The sequence below is a fragment of the Streptomyces alanosinicus genome, assembly GCF_014650595.1.
Lineage (GTDB): Bacteria > Actinomycetota > Actinomycetes > Streptomycetales > Streptomycetaceae > Streptomyces > Streptomyces alanosinicus.
The window spans coordinates 337997-357205 of sequence record NZ_BMVG01000007.1 but is presented as its reverse complement, the minus strand read 5'-3'; the positions used below and the strand labels follow the sequence as shown (position 1 = coordinate 357205).

Below are 19209 nucleotides of genomic sequence, written 5' to 3'. Positions count from 1 at the left end.
CGATCAGCGGATGACGGAGGGGATGGTGCAGCCGAGAGGGGGTTGGGGCCTGTCCGGCGGATCAGGCCGAGCGGTTCCAGCGGCGGACCAGAGGCCAGGTCGCCACACCGATCGTCAGAGCGATCATGTGGCCCCAGTTCGTCATCGGGTCCTCGAAGGCGATCAGGTCGTTCAGGAGGGCGCCGCCCGTCAGGGCGAGGAGGGGCCAGCGCAGCCAGGGGCGCAGGAGGCCGGCCAGGGAGCCGATGCTGGCGGCCACACCGAAGCTGATGCCGTAGTCGAGCCGGTGCAGCGAGGTGGCGGGGAGATGGCCGAACAGCACGGCCAGGCCCACGGGGACCTCGGTGGCGAGGGTGGCCAGGACATGGCCCGCCAGAAAGACACAGGCGGTCCGCATGCCGCCTATCCGCCGCTCCAGCGCGGTGAGCACCAGCACGAACGCGACCGCGTACGGCGACAGGACGCCGCCCGCGATCCACAGCGCGCTCATGACCAGCACCATGACGGGCGTGCGCGCCAGATGGGCCACGTCCGTACTGGAGTCCTGGTAGAGGGCGTGCACGAGGCCGGGTGCGGCCAGGCCCGCGACCACGGAGGTGACGGCCAGAACGGCCGCGTAGACGAAGGTGAACGGGGTGGCGGCCGGGGTGGGCAGCAGCCGCCAGACGCGCGGGAACCGCACGGCCGGGCGCGCCGGGACCGAGACGGGGGCGGGGGCCGTGGCGGGGGCGGCGGCGAGAACAGGGACGGCGACCGGGACAGGAGTGGCGACGGGGGTCGGGACGGCGGCCGTGGCGTGCCGCTGGCGCGGCATGCCGTCCAGCAGGTCCGCGAGCGCGGAGGCCGGGACGACGGCGGTGCCGTCCGGAAGGGGCGTGCCCGGCAGGGGCGGGGACGCGGCCGCCCTAGGGCCCGTCGCGATCCGTTCCACGTTCCGGCACTCCTTCCGTCGTGCCCAACCCTTCGGGTTCCGAGGGCCGCTGTCTATGACCGACGCCACGCGAGAGCCGATTCACAGCAACCTCTCACGGTCCGATGGCGTCCGCCCCCCCGAACAAACACTCGGAACACTTACCCGAAAAGGGACGTTGTGTTTGATCCGCCATGCCGCCATCCGCAATTCCCGTGAACGACAGGGCTCGTTCAAGCAGGATGGAGGGATGACTGCCGTGTACGACTCTCCCGTGGTCCTCGACCGGCGTGACGGCGCGTACGGCGAGGTGGTGCTGCGCCGGCACGGAAGGCTGCTGCAGATCATCGCCAACGGCTGCTTCCTGATGGACACCTCGGACGGCCGCTCGGAGCGGCTGCTGGTGGACGCCGCGCGTGCCGCGCTGGACGGGCGGGCGGAGCCGAAAGTGCTGATCGGCGGGCTGGGCGTGGGATTCTCACTCGCACATGCCGCGGCCGACCCCGGGTGGGGGCGGATCACCGTGGTCGAGCGGGAGCCGGCCGTCGTCGCCTGGCACCGGCACGGACCGCTGGCGGAGGTGTCCGCCGGGGCGCTCGACGATCCGCGCACCGACGTCGTGGAAGACGATCTCGTTGCATTCATTCATGAGACGTGCGACACGTTCGACGCGCTCTGCCTGGACATCGACAACGGCCCCGGCTGGACGGTCACGGACGACAATCACGCGCTGTACTCGGCGGCCGGACTCGCCGCCTGTGCAAAGGCATTGAGACCCGGCGGGGTGCTCGCGGTGTGGTCCGCCGAGCCCTCTCCGGAATTTGAAGGAACCTTGCGGAATGCCGGGTTCCGGCAGGTGCGTACCGAAGAGGTGCCGGTTGCCCGGGGCGTTCCCGACGTCGTGCACCTCGGCGTCAGACCTGGATAGCGACAGCACGGCCGATCCCCGTAATGTGCTGCCCTGACGCGGATCATTCAAGCGTCAATCGCAGACATGGGATCACCCCACGGGTTCCGGAAAGCAACAAGCAGGGGCGGGCGATGGAGCAGACACACACCTCCCAGAGCGGCGCGGCGACGACCACCCCCGGCGCACAGCGCCGGGTGCTGGTCGTCGAGGACGATCCCACGATTGTCGACGCCATCGCGGCCCGGCTCCGCGCCGAGGGATTTCTCGTACAGACCGCGTCGGACGGCCCGGCCGCCGTCGACACGGCCGAGGCCTGGCAGCCCGACCTGCTGATCCTCGACATCATGCTGCCGGGCTTCGACGGCCTGGAGGTCTGCCGGCGGGTGCAGGCACAGCGTCCGGTGCCGGTGCTGATGCTGACCGCGCGCGACGACGAGACGGACATGCTGGTCGGTCTCGGGGTCGGCGCGGACGACTACATGACCAAGCCGTTCTCGATGCGGGAGCTGGCCGCACGGGTGCATGTGCTGCTGCGCCGGGTGGAGCGGGCGGCCCTCGCCGCCGCCACGCCGCGCTCGGGCATCCTGCGCCTCGGCGAACTGGAGATCGACCACGCGCAGCGCCGGGTGCGGGTGAAGTCCGAGGACGTCCATCTCACGCCCACCGAGTTCGACCTGCTGGTGTGCCTGGCGAACACCCCGCGCGCGGTGCTCTCCCGCGAGCAGCTGCTGGCCGAGGTCTGGGACTGGGCGGACGCCTCCGGCACCCGTACGGTCGACAGCCACATCAAGGCGCTGCGCCGCAAGATCGGCGCGGAGCGGATCCGCACCGTGCACGGCGTCGGATACGCCCTGGAGACACCCACGCCATGAGCATGGACGGGCGCCAGGCCGCACGGAGGAGCCCCGGGGAGGACCCCTGGGGCGGCGTACGCCCGTTCTCGATCAAGACCAAGCTGGGCGCGCTCGTCGTCATCGCGGTGCTGATCACCACCGGACTGTCGATCGTCGCGGTGCACACCAAGACCGAGCTGCGCTTCATCACCGTCTTCTCGATGATCGCCACGCTGCTGATCACGCAGTTCGTGGCGCATTCGCTGACCATGCCGCTGGACGAGATGAACGCGGTGGCACGGTCGATCTCCCAGGGCGACTACACCCGCCGGGTGAGCGACGGCCGCCGGGACGAGCTGGGCGACCTGGCCCAGACGATCAACATCATGGCCGATGAGCTGGAGGCCCAGGACCGCCAGCGCAAAGAGCTGGTCGCGAACGTCTCGCACGAGCTGCGCACCCCGATCGCCGGACTGCGCGCGGTGCTGGAGAACATCGTCGACGGCGTCACCGAGGCCGACCCCGAGACCATGCGGACGGCCCTGAAGCAGACCGAGCGGCTCGGCCGGCTCGTGGAGACCCTGCTGGACCTGTCCCGGCTCGACAACGGCGTCGTCCCCCTGAAGATGCGCCGTTTCGAGGTGTGGCCGTATCTCTCGGGCGTGCTGAAGGAGGCCAACATGGTGGCCTCGGCGCGCGCGGGCATAGGTTCCGGCTCCGGGAGCCACACACGCACCGACGTCCATCTGCATCTGGACGTCTCCCCGCCGGAGCTGACCGCGCACGCGGACCCCGAGCGCATCCACCAGGTCGTCGCCAATCTGATCGACAACGCCGTCAAGCACAGCCCGGCGCACGGCCGGGTGACGGTGCGGGCGCGGCGCGGGCCGCAGCCGGAGTCGCTGGAGCTGGAGGTCCTGGACGAGGGTCCCGGCATCCCGCGGTCGGAGTGGCACCGGGTGTTCGAGCGCTTCAACCGGGGCGCGGTGAGCCGGCCGCACGGTCCGGGCAGCGACGGCGGTACGGGGCTCGGGCTGGCGATCGCCCGCTGGGCGGTGGATCTGCACGGCGGCCGAATCGGTGTGGCCGAATCCGAGCGGGGCTGCCGGATCATCGTCACCCTTCCGGGACTGTCTTCCGCCCCAAGTTGACGTAAAGTTCCCAACGGAAGCACAAGATCCACGAGCGTCCGCGCCCTCGTCGCGCAGCTGGACACGTGTGATCAGGAGCAGGTCCGCGCGATCCGTGGAAGGACGGCGCGGCGGGCCGGGGCCGGTGCATCCTCCCACCTGCGGAACCACGCTTGTTTCCCGCCATATCAAGCCCTGAAACAAGATTTTCGATGTGACTTACGCGACGATGACCTTGCTCGACCTGACCTTCCCGGCTGTGGAGGCGTAGCCTTTATTCCCGCTGTCCATCACCTTGTGAAGCGGAAGAGGGCGGTTGCCGCCGTGTCGCCACAGTCCCCCAGTAACCCGAGCGTCTCCACCGACGACCAAGCCGGGAAGAACCCCGCTGCCGCGTTCGGTCCGAACGAGTGGCTCGTCGACGAGATCTATCAGCAGTACCTCCAGGACCCGAATTCGGTAGACCGTGCCTGGTGGGACTTCTTCGCCGATTACAAGCCGGGTGCTCCTGTCACCCCGGCTGCGGCGGGTACTGCGGCCGCGGGGGCCGCAGCCACCACCACGGCTCCGCAGGCGCAGCCCGTGGCCGCCCCGGCCCAGCCGGCCGCCGCGGCCCCGCAGGCCGCCGCCGCGGCCCCGGTCGCGAAGGCCCCCGCCCCGGCCGCCACCCCGGCCCCGGCCAAGCCGGCGCAGCCCGCACAGGCGCCCGCCCAGCCGAAGCCGGCGGCCGCCAAGCCCGCCGCGGCCGCCCCCGCCGCCGAGGCCCCCGCGGGTCCGGAGCTGGTCACGCTGCGCGGCCCGGCCGCCGCGGTCGCGAAGAACATGAGCGCCTCCCTGGAGCTGCCGACGGCCACCTCGGTCCGCGCGGTCCCGGTGAAGCTGCTGTTCGACAACCGCATCGTCATCAACAACCACCTCAAGCGCGCCCGCGGCGGGAAGATCTCCTTCACGCACCTCATCGGGTACGCGATGGTGCAGGCCATCAAGGCCATGCCGGCGATGAACCACGCGTTCGGCGAGAAGGACGGCAAGCCGACCCTCGTCAAGCCGCCGCACATCAACCTCGGCCTGGCCATCGACCTGGTGAAGCCCAACGGCGACCGCCAGCTCGTCGTGGCCGCCATCAAGAAGGCCGAGACGCTGAACTTCTTCGAGTTCTGGCAGGCCTACGAGGACATCGTCCGCCGCGCCCGTGACGGCAAGCTGACGATGGACGACTTCACCGGTGTCACGGTCTCCCTGACCAACCCCGGCGGCCTCGGCACCGTCCACTCCGTGCCGCGTCTGATGCCCGGCCAGTCCGTGATCATGGGCGTCGGCTCCATGGACTACCCGGCGGAGTTCCAGGGCACCAGCCAGGACACCCTGAACAAGCTCGGCATCTCGAAGGTCATGACGCTCACGTCGACCTACGACCACCGGGTGATCCAGGGCGCCGCCTCCGGCGAGTTCCTGCGCGCCGTGGCGAACCTGCTGCTCGGCGAGAACGGCTTCTACGACGACATCTTCGAGGCCCTGCGCATCCCCTACGAGCCGGTCCGCTGGCTGAGGGACATCGACGCCAGCCACGACGACGACGTCACCAAGGCCGCCCGTGTCTTCGAGCTGATCCACTCCTACCGGGTGCGCGGCCACGTCATGGCCGACACCGACCCGCTGGAGTACAAGCAGCGCAAGCACCCCGACCTGGACATCGTCGAGCACGGCCTCACCCTGTGGGACCTGGAGCGCGAGTTCGCCGTCGGCGGCTTCGCCGGCAAGTCGATGATGAAGCTGCGCGACATCCTCGGCGTGCTGCGCGACTCGTACTGCCGCACCACCGGCATCGAGTTCATGCACATCCAGGACCCCAAGCAGCGCAAGTGGATCCAGGACCGCGTGGAGCGCCCGCACTCCAAGATGGAGCGCGAGGAGCAGCTGCGGATCCTGCGCCGGCTGAACGCGGCGGAGGCCTTCGAGACCTTCCTGCAGACGAAGTACGTCGGCCAGAAGCGGTTCTCGCTGGAGGGCGGCGAGTCCGTCATCCCGCTGCTGGACGCGGTCATCGACTCCGCCGCCGAGTCCCGGCTGGACGAGGTCGTCATCGGCATGGCCCACCGCGGCCGGCTGAACGTGCTGGCGAACATCGTCGGCAAGTCGTACGCGCAGATCTTCCGCGAGTTCGAGGGCAACCTCGACCCGAAGTCGATGCACGGCTCCGGCGACGTGAAGTACCACCTGGGCGCCCAGGGCACCTTCACCGGCCTGGACGGCGAGCAGATCACGGTCTCGCTGGCCGCGAACCCCTCCCACCTGGAGACGGTCGACCCGGTCATCGAGGGCATCGCCCGCGCCAAGCAGGACATCATCAACAAGGGCGGCACGGACTTCACGGTCCTGCCGGTGGCGATCCACGGCGACGCGGCCTTCGCGGGCCAGGGCGTGGTGGCCGAGACCCTGAACATGTCGCAGCTGCGCGGCTACCGCACCGGCGGCACGGTCCACATCGTCATCAACAACCAGGTCGGCTTCACCGCGGCCCCCGAGTCCTCGCGTTCCTCCATGTACGCGACGGACGTGGCCCGCATGATCGAGGCCCCGATCTTCCACGTGAACGGCGACGACCCGGAGGCCGTGGTCCGCGTCGCGCGGCTCGCCTTCGAGTTCCGCCAGGCGTTCAACAAGGACGTGGTGATCGACCTCATCTGCTACCGCCGTCGCGGTCACAACGAGTCGGACAACCCGGCCTTCACCCAGCCGCTGATGTACGACCTGATCGACAAGAAGCGCTCGGTGCGCAAGCTCTACACCGAGTCCCTGATCGGTCGCGGCGACATCACCCTGGAAGAGGCCGAGCAGGCCCTGCAGGACTACCAGGGGCAGCTGGAGAAGGTCTTCACGGAGGTCCGCGAGGCCGTCACGGCCCAGCCGGGCGCCGTCCCGGTGTCGGACCCGCAGGCGGACTTCCCGGTCGCCGTGAACACCGCGATCTCCTCGGAGGTCGTCAAGCGCATCGCCGAGTCCCAGGTCAACATCCCGGACACCTTCCACGTGCACCCGCGTCTGCTGCCGCAGCTGCAGCGCCGGGCGACGATGGTCGAGGACGGCACGATCGACTGGGGCATGGGCGAAACGCTGGCCGTGGGCTCCCTGCTGCTTGAGGGCACCCCGGTCCGGCTGTCCGGCCAGGACTCCCAGCGCGGCACCTTCGGCCAGCGCCACGCGGTCCTCATCGACCGCGAGACGGGCGAGGAGTACACCCCGCTGCAGTACCTCGCCGAGGAGCAGTCGCGGTACAACGTCTACAACTCCCTGCTGTCCGAGTACGCGGTCATGGGCTTCGAGTACGGCTACTCGCTGGCCCGGCCCGACGCGCTCGTGATGTGGGAGGCGCAGTTCGGTGACTTCGTCAACGGCGCGCAGACGGTGGTCGACGAGTACATCTCGGCCGCCGAGCAGAAGTGGGGCCAGACCAGCGGTGTCACGCTGCTCCTCCCCCACGGCTACGAGGGCCAGGGCCCGGACCACTCCTCGGCCCGTGTCGAGCGGTTCCTCCAGCTCTGCGCCCAGAACAACATGACGGTCGCCATGCCGACCCTGCCGTCGAACTACTTCCACCTCCTGCGGTGGCAGGTGCACAACCCGCACCACAAGCCGCTGGTGGTCTTCACCCCGAAGTCGATGCTGCGTCTGAAGGCCGCCGCGTCGAAGACGGAGGAGTTCACGTCGGGTCAGTTCCGTCCCGTCATCGGCGACGCCTCGGTGGACCCGACCGCGGTCCGCAAGGTCGTCTTCGTGGCCGGCAAGCTCTACTACGACCTGGACGCCGAGCGGGTCAAGCGCGGCATCACGGACACCGCGATCATCCGCCTCGAGCGCCTGTACCCGCTGCCGGGTGCCGAGCTCCAGGCGGAGATCAAGAAGTACCCGAACGCCGAGAAGTACCTGTGGGCGCAGGAGGAGCCGGCGAACCAGGGTGCCTGGCCGTTCATCGCGCTCAACCTGATCGACCACCTGGACCTGGCGGTCGGCGCGGACGTCCCGCACGACGAGCGGCTGCGCCGCATCTCGCGTCCGCACGGCTCGTCCCCGGCGGTGGGCTCCGCGAAGCGGCACCAGGCCGAGCAGGAGCAGCTGGTGCGAGAGGTTTTCGAGGCGTAAGCCTCAGACCCGAGGGCCCGGTGCCGAGTACATACTCGGTGCCGGGCCCTTCGCCTGCCCGGGGGTCGCGGTGCCGTCGGTCGATCAGATCGGCTGGGGTTCGAAGTCCCAGTGCGGGCGGTGTCGTTCCAGGATGTGGGCCGTGTCCGGGTGGTCCGCGCCGAGGAGTGAGGTGAGGCGGGTTGTCGCGTCCTGGCGCAGGGTGGCGGATTCCGCCCGCTCCCCCAGCGCGGACAGGTCCAGGGCGAGGCCGGCCCGCAGGCTGACGGTGAGCAGATGGGCCTCGCCCAGGACCCGCGCGGACCGCTCGGCCGTGTCCCGGCCCAGCGTCGCCGCCTCGTCGGTCTCTCCCACGGCGGCCAGCGCGGCGATCTCGTTCTTCGAGCAGCCGATGGCCCAGGGGTGGTCCTTGCCGACGGCCCGCCGCATCTGCCGCGCGGACTGCTGGGACAGCTCCAGCGCCAGCCGGTGCTCGCCCAGGTCCCGCATGACGGTCGCCACGTTGTCCCGCGCGCCGATCGCGTACGGGTGGCGCTCCCCGAGCTGGGCGGCGTAGTGGGTGGCGGTGGCCTCGGCCAGGTCCCGGGCCTCCTCGGTGCGCTCCAGGTCGCGCAGCAGCATCGCGTAGTCGCAGGACACCATCAGCGTCTCCGGGTGCAGCGGGCCGCGCCGGCGGATCAGCTTCTCCCGCACCCCGCGCAGCATGGCCTGGGCGAACTGCAGATCGCCGACCCGGCGGGCGCACAGGGCGAGGTTGTGCTCGGCGAGCAGGGTCTGGTCGTGGGCGCGGTCCAGCACCTGGGTGTGCACACGTGAGTTGTGGCCCTGGATGGCCAGCGCCTCCCGGTAGTTGCCGAGCAGCCGCAGCATCCACGCGGTGTGCAGCGCGGAGTTGAGCGTGAGCGGGTCGCGGCCGCCGAGGATGTCCAGCCGGGCCTCGAAGACCTTGCGGTGCAGGGTGAGCGACTCGGCGTAGCGGCCCTGGAGGCCGAGGGCGACGGCGAGGTTGCTGCGGATCGTGAGGGTGCGCGGCACCTGCTCCCCGCCGAGCTCCGCGGCGGCGGCCCGGGCTGCCTCCTCGAACAGGGCGCGGGCCTCGGTGTACCGGCCCAGCGCCATGAGGGTGCCGCCGAGGCCGTCCTTGGCGCGGATGAGCTGGATGGGCCGGACGTGCTCGGCGCGTTCGAGGCGTTCGAGGATCTGCTGGCCGACCGTCTTCGCGTCCTCGTACCGGCCGAGGCGGCGCAGCATGTTGGCAAGCTGGTGCGCGGCGACCAGCACCGAGCGGTCGGTACCGCCGGAGGCGGCCTGCCAGTGGGTGACCGCCGTACGGCTGAGCCACCAGCCGTCGTGGTACTCGCCGCGCATCCGCAGGTATTCGATGCAGTTCAGGACGAGGTCCCGGGCGCCGTCATCGGCCGACTCCAGGGCGCCGGACGGCTCCAGCTGCGGGATGAGCAGGGCGTAGCGGGCCCAGCTGCCGGGCGAGGAGGAGTCGCGCGGGTCGGCGGAGACGAGGACCTTGCGGGCGGCCGCCGCATAGCGCTCGGCGTCGGCGGGTGACTGGATGGAGCGGACGAAGCGGTGGAAGAGGCGGTGCATGCGCACGGTGCCGACGGTCTGGGTGTCCAGCAGCGGGCCGGGTTCGTACTCGATGCGCATGGAGGTGATCTCCGAGAGCCGGCGCAGCGCGGTGTTCCAGCTGCTGGGCTCGGTGATCAACTCGGCCAGTTCGGCGGGCAGATCGCCGGACCGCGCCGACTGCAGCAGCCGTACCGGCACCACGTCGTGCGAGAAGCACACCAGCAGGTTGAGCAGCTGCCAGGCGGACTCGGAGCCCTCGCGCAGGGTGTTGACCAGCTTGGCCCAGGCGACCTCGAAACTCTCCGGGTACTGGCCGGAGGGCATCACACCGAAGCGGTCCGGGCGGCCGTCGCGGATGTCCCGGATGTACTCGTCGACCGGCACGGTCAGGTTGATGTCCAGCCAGGCGGCCGTCTGGTCGAGCAGCAGCGGCATGTCCTCCACGGCCTCGGCGAGCCGCCCGGCCTGGGTCTCGTCGAGCCGCTCCGTGCGCCGCGAGACGAAGGCGACGCTCTCGCCGCGCTCGAAGGCGGGCACGGCGATGCTCTCGGCGTGGGCGCCCCACTCGCTGCGGTGCGTGGTGATCAGGACGTGCCCGCGTCCCTCGGGCAGCAGGTCGGCCAGCCGCTCCGGGGCGCCGGCGCCGTCGAGGACGAGCAGCCAGGGCCGCTGGGTGCGGTCGAGTTCCCGGCGTACGGCCGTGATGGTGGCCGCGAGGTCGCCGGCGTCCCGCAGCTCCAGCGCGGGCGCGAGATCGGCGAACTGCTGGCGGGCGGTGACGCGTTGGGCGGCGCTGACCCACCACACGATGTCGTACTCGCCCGAGAACCGGTGGACGTACTCCAGCGCCAGCTGGGTCTTGCCGAAGCCGCCCGGACCGAGCAGCGCCACGACGGCGCCGTCGGAGCCGGCGGCGGAGAGGGCGCCGTAGAGCTTCTCCAGCAGTTCGGTGCGCCCGATGAAGCGGCGGTTGCGGCGCGGGACCCGCCACACGTCCGGCGGGTCGTCGGGGAAGCGGGGTCCGCGGCGCAGGTCGATCAGGGTGCCCGGGGCCGGGATGCCCGCGCACTCCAGGACGCGGCTGCGGGCGATCTCCGGGCGCAGCCCGCGCAGTTCGACGGGGGCGAGGGCGATGACGGCCTCCGGCATGGGCCGGGCGGTGATGCTGACCGCGGCGATCCGGTCGTGGTACGCGGGCAGCACCTGCCGCAGGGCTTCGGTCCAGGCCTCGAAGCGTTCGGTGCCGAGCCGCTCGTACCAGTCGTCTATCACCAGCAGGAGGCGTCCCGGCGCGCTCAGCAGGTCGGCGAAGGCCTCCGCGGACGGCGGCCGCCGCAGCGGGTTCCACCTGACCAGCGTGGAGCCTCGTCCCACGGCCCGGATCTGATGGTCGATCCACTTGGCCCAGGACTCGCTCTGCCCGGCGAACACCACCGTGACGTGTCCGAGTTCCGCCGTCATCTCGCCGTTTCCCCTCGAATGAACCTGGTCACGCGTGTGCACAGGTTATTCAAGTGTGCGTCAGATCGACTCCGGTAGTGTCGAGTTGAGCATGGTTTCCGGTCAGGACGGCAGCGCCGTGCGCTCCAGTCGGTGTGCGATGTGCCGGACCAGCCGCTCCAGATCGGCGCAGTAGACACTCGGATGCCGGAAGCCGGTCCCCGGAGCGTACCGGTGCACATAGTTCCCGCCGCCGCACACCTTCCCCACGGGGCAGCCCAGACACTCGTCGGCGAGCGCGCGCTCGCCCAGCTGGCGTGCCGCCACGCCGGGGTGGCGCAGGGCCCGGTCGAAGGAGTGCCGGTGGACGTTCAGCCCGGTCTCGGAGGCCCCTTCGTACGCCGCCCTGAGCGCGTCGACCTGCTCGATGGCGCCGTCCGTCTCGACGACGACGGCCGCCAGCGGGGACAGCCCCACGGCTTCGGCGCGGCTCGGGGCACCGAGGAGGAGCGCGGCGATCTCCCGGAACAGCCGGATCCGGGTGCGGATCCGGGGGTCCTTCTCGTCCCACCAGGCGTCGAAGACGGCGGTGAGCCAGTCGCCGTAGGGAGTGCGGGCGGGACGGTGCCGGCCCGGAGAGCGGCTGTCGAGGCCCGGGGGCGGCCTGCCCCAGGTGGCGTGCGGGAGGAGGAAGTCGACGCCGGGCGGGCGCAGTCGGACCAGGGAGCGGTACACATCGAGCGGATCGGCGGCCACGTCGATGGTGCAGAGGATCCCGGCGTACGACTCCGGGCGCTCGGCGAGCCGTAGCGCGGCCGCGCGGGCGGCGGACCAGGCGGGGCGGCCGGCGTGGTCGACGCGGCGGGCGTTGTGCGCGGGGCGGCCGCCGTCGAGGCTGAGGCCGACGCGGATCCCGGCGTCGGCGAGGCGGTCGAGGGTGCGGTCCGTCAGCCGGGTGCCGTTCGTCTGGACCGTGGCGGTGACCTGGCAGCCGGCGGCCTCACGGACGGCCTCCCGTACGGCTTCGGCGTAGGCGAGGACCGGGCCGGGGCCCAGGAGGAGGGGTTCGCCGCCGTGGAGTTCGATGCGGACGGCGTCGAGGCGGTGGGTGCGGACATGCTCGGCGATGCGCTGTGCCGTGCGGTGCATGGTGCGGGCGGAGGTGCTCCGCGGGCGATCGCGCCAGCCGTGGTCGGGGCCCTGGTAGAGGTAGCAGTAGGTGCAGTCGAGGTTGCAGCGGCCCTGCACCTTCAGCACGAACTGCCGGAACGGAACGGGTTCGTGGGCGTGGGTGTCCAGGCTGTCGTACGGCCATGCCGGATGGGTCCTCATGGCGCGTCCTCGTACTGGGCGACGACAACCTCTCCCGCCCGGGCCCGGAGGTCGGCGAGGATCGCGGCCAGTACCGGGTGATCGGTGTGGTCCGGCGGGGCGATCTCCGGGAGGGGTGTGCGGGTGTCGTCGGCGGGAAGGGTCACTCGGTGGCCGTTTCGAAGGACAGGCGGGAGATGAGCTGACGGAGGAGCCGTACGCGGTCGTGGTCGTCCGTGAGGCGCAGGGCACGGTCGTAGTCGGTGCGGGCTTCGTAGCCTCTGGCCAGCTGCTCTCGGGTCCGGCCCCGTTCCGTCAGGGCCGCGGCCACCAGTTCGTCGTCACCCGCCTCCTCGGCGGACTCGACGGCCCGGCCGGCGAGGTCGATCGCCGTGTGCAGCTGCCCGACCGCCCCGGCGCGCTCGTACAGGAGCCGGGCCACGACTGCACGGTTGATCAGGTTCCGCGCGGTGAACCCCGGGTCCTCGGAACCGCGCAGGGCTTCGGCGAACAGCCAGTCGGCCTCATACAGGTCGGTCAGCACACCGGTCAGGAGGTAGCGCCTGCAGTAGGCGCGTCCGAGGTGCCGGCGACGCGCGGGGAGGTCGGGATCGCCCGGCGGGGAGTCCTCGACCGCCTGGCGCAGGTGATCGACGCTCCCGTGGATGTCCTCGGCCCGTCCCAGCCGGCCGAACCGGGCATACCGGGCCAGGCCGAGATCGGTCAGCACCCCGGGGCGCCGGTCGTCGTCCTCGCCGAGCAGCTGCGCGGCCTGTTCCCAGGCGTCGACTGCGCGGTCCAGCTGGGCCGGCCTCCCGGACCGGTCGTAGCGGTCGCGGTGGATCCGGCCGGCCCGCACCAGGCACGCGGACCCCAGCTCCGTGTCGTCTCCCGCGGCCCGGCGGGCCTGCTCCACCGCGTACACCAGCAGACTCTCCTCGCGTTCGGGCTGCGGGATCTCGACGGCTGCCGCCACGTCCAGCCAGATCCGGCAGCGCTCGACGGCCGGCAGGACGGTGTCGTCCCGGACCGCCTCCATGAGGTCCTCGGCGGCGCTCGCCGCCGCGTCGGCGGCGACCACGGAGTGCTCGTCGTGCTGCCGCGCCAGATCGAGCCAGAGCCGGCCCCGGGCGGCCAGGGCGAGCGCGGAGCCGGACAGCTCCAGCCACACACCCGCCGCGTCGACCGCGCGGTGCAGCTGCAGCACGCGCCAGTCCGGGTCGTGGGGCCCCGTATCCACCAGCGACCGCCGCACTCCGGTCAGCGCCTCGGCGGCCGTCCTTCTGCGGTCCTCGGCCCCCGCCCCCGTGTCGTCGTCGGCCAGGACCGCGCCGAGGCTGTCGTCGGCCAGGTACAGCAGCACGGCCAGCGCCTGTTCCGCCGCCCGGCCCGGCTCACGCCCGGCCCACGCGCGCAGGGTCTGCGGGATCCCGTCGAAGTCGATCCCGCTCTCCCGCAGCTCCTGCGCCTGAGCCCAGCACACCAGCCCCCGTATGAGCCGCCCGTGCGCCGTGACGGCCCGCTGGTCGATCGCCTCCCAGGCCTCCCGCAGGTCCTCCCCCACCCGGCGCACGCGCCACCGGGTGAGCAGCGCGCTCGCCAACTCCTCACGTGCCGCGGCCCGTTCGCTCTCCGAGCGCGCCGCCACCACCGACTGCCGCAGACACGCCACCGCGGCATCGAGTTCCCGGGTGAGCCCCTCCCCGTTGAACCGCGCGAGCGCCTGCCGTCCCTGCTCCAGCAGTTCCGCGCCGCCCTGCCCCGGCGCCGGCGCCACCGCCGGCAGCCGCGCCCCCAGATCCCGCAGCACCTCCGCCGACACCTCGGCGAACGCCCGCAGCCCGGCCGGTTCGCGCTCCCCCGGAGCCGGCAGCGGCTCCGGGTCGGGCGGCACCGCGCCCCGCAGGAACGCTCCCGCGAGCGCGGGGAAGTTCCGCGCGCTGCGCCCGAACTTGCGCTCCACGTACTCGGAGCAGTGCTTGAGCAGCAGCTCCACCTCGTCGACCGTCAGCCGCGACCGCAGCGCGGAGGCGACCTGCGGCAGGAAGTCGTACCGAACGGCCCGTGGGTCGTCCGTGTCCTCGCGGCGCCGCAGCAGCCCGCTCAGCAGCACCTCGGACAGGACGTCCGGTCCGCTCCCGGCGAGCATCGCGTGCTGGACCAGCTGCATCACCGGCAGATACAGCGGCACCGCCGACAGATACACCGCGAGCCGCCGCGCCTCGGAGGACGCCTGCCGCCAGAACGCCCGTACGCGCTCCTCGCCGCTGCGCTCCTGCGCCGCCCGCACGGGCGCCCCGGACGCCGGATGATCGGCCCGCACCCACCCGGCCGCGGCGGCCAGCGACTGCCCCGTGGCGCCGGACACCAGGCGCGCCCAGCCCTCCACCGACTCCCGGCGCAGGGCCAGCACGGGCACCGGCAGCGCCCCGGCCGGGGCCGGACCCCGGTCGGGCAGGAACCCCAGCGACCCGGCGGGCCCCTCGCGCCGCCGCAACAGCCCGCGCCGCGCGGGCAGATGGGTCCGCAGCCACATCCGCTGCGGCAACGGCTGTACGACGGCCACGGGCGCGGTGGCCGCCCAGCGGTGCAGCAGCCGCTGTACCCGGCCGCTGCGCCACATCGGCCCGGCGCAGTCGCTGAGGACCAGCGTGACGCGCCGCCCCGTCGGATCGCTGAGCTGCTCGGGTGCGGAGAGCGGGGCGCCCGGCTCCGGGCCGGCGGCGCAGCCGGGCAGTCCGCCGGGTGTCTCGTGCAGATAGCGCACCTGCACCTCGCGGAAGGCGCCGGCGCGGGCGCAGACCTGGCGCAGTTCGTCGAGTGCCTGCTGCCAGACGACCGTCGAGGTGGAGACGTCCATCAGGAGCAGCAGCCGGGCCTCGCGGCGCCGGTCGGTGCGCAGGACGGGCAGGACGAGCCCGGACTCGGCGGCCCGTTCGGCGGTGGCCTGCTCGTCGAGGGTGCGCGGAACCGGTCGTACGGGCGCGCGGTAGCGCTGCAGGGGCCGTAACCCGCGTTGCAGGGCGAGGGGTTCGGGCAGGGCGGGGGCGGCCGGGACGCGGACCGGGGTCATCCGGGTGTCGGCGCCCGCGCCGCCCGAGCCGGGAACGAACAGGCGGGCGTGGTCGGGGATCGAGGGCTCGTCGTCCCCGGCGGGCGGGGGGAGGGACCGCGGCGGGCGCACGGGCGGCACACCGGGGCCGCCGGGCGGTTCCGGGCCGTTCGGGGGAGCGGGATCGGGCCGGGCGGCCTGTCCCTCGGGCGCCGGGAGCCAGCGGGCCAGCCACAGCGCGTCCGCCAGCTCCTCCACCCCGGGGGCGATCCCCGCGTCCCGCATACGCGCGACCAGCGCCGTGAGCACCGGGCTCACGCCGCTCGTCGGACCACCGGGGGCGCGGGAGGTCATGGGCTAGCGCGGTCCTCTGTCGAGGGGCTGCATCAGCAGCTCCGAGATCTCCTCGCGGCGCTGACCGGCCTCGCGGGCGGCGTGCTGGGCGAGGAAGATGGCGTTGAGGAGCTGGTCGGTGGGGCGCAGCGCGCCGTCCGCCCCGGCCTGGGTGAACCGTTCGACGAGGTCGTGGTTGGCGTCGTAGGAGCCCTGGCCGAAATGGGCCTGGACGAGGGCGGCGAGGCGCCCGTCGCGCGGGGCCTTGAGGTCGAGCGGGATGCAGCGGCGCAGCAGGGCGGCGGGGAACTCGCGCTCGCGGTTGCTGGTCATGACGACGAACGGGAAGGCCCGGCAGCGGACTTGGCCGCCCGTCACGGTGACCCGCCGGCCGTCGTCCGTGAGGACCCGCACCTCGGGGGTGCGGTCGGCGATGCGCTCCAGCTCGGGGATGGCGAAGCGGCCCTCCTCCAGGACGTTGAGCAGGTCGTTCGGCAGGTCGATGTCGCTCTTGTCCAGCTCGTCGATGAGCAGCACCCGGGGCTTGTCGGCGGCGAGCAGCGCGGTGCCGAGCGGACCGAGCTTGATGTAGCGGCCGATGTCCTGGGCGGCGGCTTCGCCGGGGAGCTGGGCGTCCTGGAGGCGGCCGATGGCGTCGTAGGTGTAGAGGCCGTCGCGCAGTTCGCTGCGGCTGACGACCGGCCACTCCAGGACGCGGCCGAGGCCGAGTTCGTAGGCGACGGAGTGGGCGAGGGTGGACTTGCCGACGCCGGGCTCGCCGGTGACGAGCAGGGGGCGCCGCAGATACAGGGCCGCGTTGACGAGTTCGAGGGCGTCGGGATCCTGCACGGGCAGCGGGACGGTGCGCTCGCCGAGTCTGCGGTGGGTGACGGAGTCGAGCTCCGGGATGTCGTAGTCGACGGTCGGGGCGTCGAACTTCCGCCAGGGCGGCGGCTGCGGCAGCGCGTCGATCCTGGCCGGATCCGGCTGCCCGATGCCCTGGTAGATGAACCACTCGCTCATGCCGCGCTCCTCGTCGACGGTCGGTGGTAGAGCACGTCGTGACTGACGGGGGCGTCGTGCGCCCGCAATGGGCCCCTGGAAACATACCCGCAGCAGCCGTGGTACACGGGAGATTTCGGCCAGCCTTCGGGGGTGCTCACGGTGCGTCCACCGGGTCGGTCTCCTCGCCCGGCAGGGGCCGGCGCGGGTCGTCGTAGAGCAGCGCGAGCGGTTCGGCCCAGGTGCTCTCGGGGTGCTGTTCGCTGATGTCCTGGCGGACGAGCCGCAGCCGGTCGGGGAGTTCGGCCAGCGAGCCGAGCGTTTCGAGGAACTTCTCCACGCGCGCGTGCAGTGTGTCGCACTCCGGCAGGCAGGCGCCGCGCTCGGGGTGCGGGCCGATGTGCCACAGGGCGACGGCATGCCCGCTGTGCAGTGCGTGCGTCATGGCGACCCGCCCGGGCCCCTGTCCGGCCGGGCGGCACATCACGGGGATGCGGTCGCGTCCGGCGGCGCGGTAGCCGGACGGGTCCACGGCGCCGGACGGAGGCATCCGCCAGCCCTGGAAGCGGCGCCCGGCCGCCATCTCCTGCCAGCGCTCGTGCCAGAGGCTGTCCGGATCTCCCCGGCGCTCCAGGGCGCGCAGCACCAGCCGACGGCGCGCGCCGAGGTGCCCGGGGTCGTACAGCGCGGCGATGTCCGCGAACCGCCAGCGGTGCACGGCGGTGTCCAGGTGCTCGGCGGGCAGCGCGACTTCGAGGGGTACGGGGTTGCCCTCGCGGTCCTTGGACTCCAGCAGTCCGCCCAGCGGGACACGGAGTGCCTGGACGAGTTCGTCGGGCCGGTATCCGTGCACCGAGGAGTCCGTGTCGTGCACCTCGGGCAGGCCGTCCCCGTCGTCGTACCAGATCTGCCAGAAGAACCGGACGGGCTGTGCGCCGATCACCGGATCGAGCAGCAGGGCCACGACGGGGCCCTCGCCCGGGCCGGGGTAGGAGATCACGACGCGCTCGGGGCCGTGGTCCTGCGGGGGCGGCTTCAGTTCGTCGGGAAGGGTGATGTCGCGGGCGTAGGCGTGCAGATAGCGGCGGGTGTCGCGGCGCAGGCGCTCCCGGATCCAGCCGGTGAGCAGAGGGGTGGCGGCGTTCCGGGCGCGGGTGTGGGCCTCGACGAGTCCGAGGTAGCGCAGGAAGGCGAGCGGGTCGAGCGGGGTGGTGCCTTCGTAGAGCAGACCGTGGCCGTCGCGCCAGGTGCGCAGTTCGGGTGTGCCGCCGGGCCACTGGTTGCCGCTGCGGGCCTCCTTGGCGATCAGCTTGACGGTGGGCTCGTCGGGCGGCTGCGGCAGCGCGGCGAGCAGGGCGAAGGCCGTGCGGCGGTCGCGGGGCGTCCAGAGCGCGCCCGGGTCGGCCGCCGGGCCGCACTGGAGGTCGATCCAGTTGTCCCCGGTCTCCGAGACGGGTTCCTCGCCGTGCCAGCGGTCGTGGGCGGTCATGACCTCGCGGTACATCTCCCCGAACCGGCGCAGCGCGGCGATCGCCACCCCCTTGCCGCCGTCCTTCTCCTTGCGCCGGGACTTGATCAGCCCGACGACGGCCCCCGTGCCGGGGTCGAGCAGCGGGCCGCCCGACATACCGCTCGGGAAGTCGATGTCGGGCTTGATGATGAGCCCGTACGTGTCCTCGTGGCCGTTGATCTCGGCGTCCACGATGCGGAAGCGGGCCTCGGGCGGGCCGGGGTAGTAGCCGCAGGCCTTGAGGGCGCCGGAGTGGCGGGCGGCCCGGTCGGTGAGCCACACGCATTCGTGCGGGTGCTCGTCGGTCAGCCGGACCAGGGCCAGGTCCTCGGCCAGCGGCACCGTCGGGTTGCGCGGGTCGGTGAGCAGCCACCGCGCGAGACGGGCCTCGGCGTCGACGCCCTCGCCGCGCACCCGCAGGGCGGTGGTGTGGTCCGCCGCGAGGTGCGGGCGCAGCACATGGGCGGCGGTGAGCACCCAGCCGGGCGCCACGAAGAAGCCGCTGCCCCATAAGGGGCCGTCTTTCCCTCCGGCGGGAAGCAGATGGACGGTGGCGGCCCGGACGAGGTCGAAGAGACGGTCATCGCGCTCGCTCATGCGCCGTCCGCTCTCCCCTCGCCCTCCCCCGCGGTACCCCGGTCGAACTGCCAGGTGAGGGTGACCTCCAGGGACGCCTTGGCCTCCCCGCGCGCGAGCACGGCGACGGCCAGGCCCTCCTTGGCGGTCAGTTCCACGCCGAAGCTGATCGACGCCTCGTGCGGCCTGGCCGCGCGGGCGGCGTCGAGGACGGTGCCGCCGACGGCCCTGATCAGTTCCTGGAGCTGTTCGACCTTGGCCACGGCGGCCTCGGTGAAGCCGACGTCCTCCTGGTCGTCGTAGGCCATCCCCGCGCCGATCCGGGCGGTGACCACCGTGCCGTCCGGCATCTCGATGTCCTGGATATGACTCATTACGCCCCCCGTAGAGCCGAGCCGCCAGGTCAACCGGCCCTGGACGGCGCCCACTTGCACATGACGAGGCTAATACCCACGCCGGTTCCGGGACCATGCGCCCG

Annotated in this window: 12 protein-coding genes; 4 read left to right on the top strand and 8 right to left on the bottom strand. The window is 72.3% G+C overall.

Annotated features, from left to right (window positions below; translation table 11 throughout):
• Positions 1–61 precede the first annotated feature (61 nt).
• On the bottom strand, positions 62–931 hold the full coding sequence (locus tag IE277_RS18790; RefSeq protein WP_189953851.1) for a rhomboid-like protein: 870 nt from the start codon (positions 929–931) through the stop codon (positions 62–64).
• 229 nt (positions 932–1160) lie between these two features.
• On the opposite strand from IE277_RS18790, the gene IE277_RS18785 reads away from it, so the two are divergent.
• The 4 genes from IE277_RS18785 (at position 1161) to IE277_RS18770 (ending at position 7923) form a co-directional block, all read left to right on the top strand.
• Positions 1161–1838 (top strand): spermine/spermidine synthase domain-containing protein, encoded by a 678-nt coding sequence (locus IE277_RS18785; protein WP_189953917.1) that lies wholly within the window; start codon positions 1161–1163, stop codon positions 1836–1838.
• Positions 1839–1951: 113 nt separating this feature from the next.
• Positions 1952–2692 carry a response regulator transcription factor gene (locus IE277_RS18780; RefSeq protein WP_031163266.1) on the top strand — a complete coding sequence of 247 codons (741 nt, stop codon included), beginning with the start codon at positions 1952–1954 and terminating at the stop codon, positions 2690–2692.
• 2 nt (positions 2693–2694) lie between these two features.
• Positions 2695–3804 carry a sensor histidine kinase gene (locus IE277_RS18775; RefSeq protein ID WP_373310820.1) on the top strand — a complete coding sequence of 370 codons (1110 nt, stop codon included), beginning with the start codon at positions 2695–2697 and terminating at the stop codon, positions 3802–3804.
• A gap of 303 nt (positions 3805–4107) precedes the next feature.
• Positions 4108–7923 (top strand): multifunctional oxoglutarate decarboxylase/oxoglutarate dehydrogenase thiamine pyrophosphate-binding subunit/dihydrolipoyllysine-residue succinyltransferase subunit, encoded by a 3816-nt coding sequence (locus IE277_RS18770; RefSeq protein ID WP_189953847.1) that lies wholly within the window; start codon positions 4108–4110, stop codon positions 7921–7923.
• Positions 7924–8007: 84 nt separating this feature from the next.
• Here the strand turns inward: IE277_RS18770 and fxsT are convergent, their stop codons facing one another.
• The 7 genes from fxsT to IE277_RS18735 all read right to left on the bottom strand — a co-directional run bounded on the left by fxsT (position 8008) and on the right by IE277_RS18735 (position 19105).
• Entirely contained in the window at positions 8008–10968 is a 2961-nt protein-coding gene (gene fxsT / locus IE277_RS18765) for an FxSxx-COOH system tetratricopeptide repeat protein (RefSeq protein ID WP_189953846.1), read from the bottom strand.
• 102 nt (positions 10969–11070) lie between these two features.
• Positions 11071–12279, bottom strand: coding sequence for an FxsB family cyclophane-forming radical SAM/SPASM peptide maturase (locus IE277_RS18760; RefSeq protein WP_189953845.1), 1209 nt, complete (start codon positions 12277–12279; stop codon positions 11071–11073).
• Positions 12276–12425: a hypothetical protein gene (locus IE277_RS18755; protein WP_189953844.1), complete on the bottom strand. Its 150-nt coding sequence runs from the start codon at positions 12423–12425 to the stop codon at positions 12276–12278. Before IE277_RS18755 ends, IE277_RS18760 begins: the two co-directional genes overlap by 4 nt.
• Positions 12422–15664: an SAV_2336 N-terminal domain-related protein gene (locus tag IE277_RS18750; RefSeq protein ID WP_189953843.1), complete on the bottom strand. Its 3243-nt coding sequence runs from the start codon at positions 15662–15664 to the stop codon at positions 12422–12424. Before IE277_RS18750 ends, IE277_RS18755 begins: the two co-directional genes overlap by 4 nt.
• 3 nt (positions 15665–15667) lie before the next feature.
• Positions 15668–16666, bottom strand: coding sequence for an AAA family ATPase (locus IE277_RS18745; protein ID WP_189953842.1), 999 nt, complete (start codon positions 16664–16666; stop codon positions 15668–15670).
• A 136-nt stretch (positions 16667–16802) separates the two neighbouring features.
• On the bottom strand, positions 16803–18752 hold the full coding sequence (locus IE277_RS18740) for a VMAP-C domain-containing protein (RefSeq protein WP_189953841.1): 1950 nt from the start codon (positions 18750–18752) through the stop codon (positions 16803–16805).
• Positions 18749–19105: a CU044_2847 family protein gene (locus IE277_RS18735; RefSeq protein ID WP_189953839.1), complete on the bottom strand. Its 357-nt coding sequence runs from the start codon at positions 19103–19105 to the stop codon at positions 18749–18751. Before IE277_RS18735 ends, IE277_RS18740 begins: the two co-directional genes overlap by 4 nt.
• Positions 19106–19209: the final 104 nt, after the last annotated feature.

Bases quoted from the DNA above. Each gene is read 5' to 3' on its own strand.
- IE277_RS18785 (WP_189953917.1), top strand. From the start codon at position 1,161: ATGACTGCCGTGTACGACTCTCCCGTGGTCCTCGACCGGCGTGACGGC.
- IE277_RS18780 (WP_031163266.1), top strand. From the start codon at position 1,952: ATGGAGCAGACACACACCTCCCAGAGCGGCGCGGCGACGACCACCCCC.
- IE277_RS18775 (WP_373310820.1), top strand. From the start codon at position 2,695: ATGGACGGGCGCCAGGCCGCACGGAGGAGCCCCGGGGAGGACCCCTGG.
- fxsT (WP_189953846.1), bottom strand. From the start codon at position 10,968: ATGACGGCGGAACTCGGACACGTCACGGTGGTGTTCGCCGGGCAGAGC.
- IE277_RS18760 (WP_189953845.1), bottom strand. From the start codon at position 12,279: ATGAGGACCCATCCGGCATGGCCGTACGACAGCCTGGACACCCACGCC.
- IE277_RS18750 (WP_189953843.1), bottom strand. From the start codon at position 15,664: ATGACCTCCCGCGCCCCCGGTGGTCCGACGAGCGGCGTGAGCCCGGTG.
- IE277_RS18745 (WP_189953842.1), bottom strand. From the start codon at position 16,666: ATGAGCGAGTGGTTCATCTACCAGGGCATCGGGCAGCCGGATCCGGCC.
- IE277_RS18740 (WP_189953841.1), bottom strand. From the start codon at position 18,752: ATGAGCGAGCGCGATGACCGTCTCTTCGACCTCGTCCGGGCCGCCACC.
- IE277_RS18735 (WP_189953839.1), bottom strand. From the start codon at position 19,105: ATGAGTCATATCCAGGACATCGAGATGCCGGACGGCACGGTGGTCACC.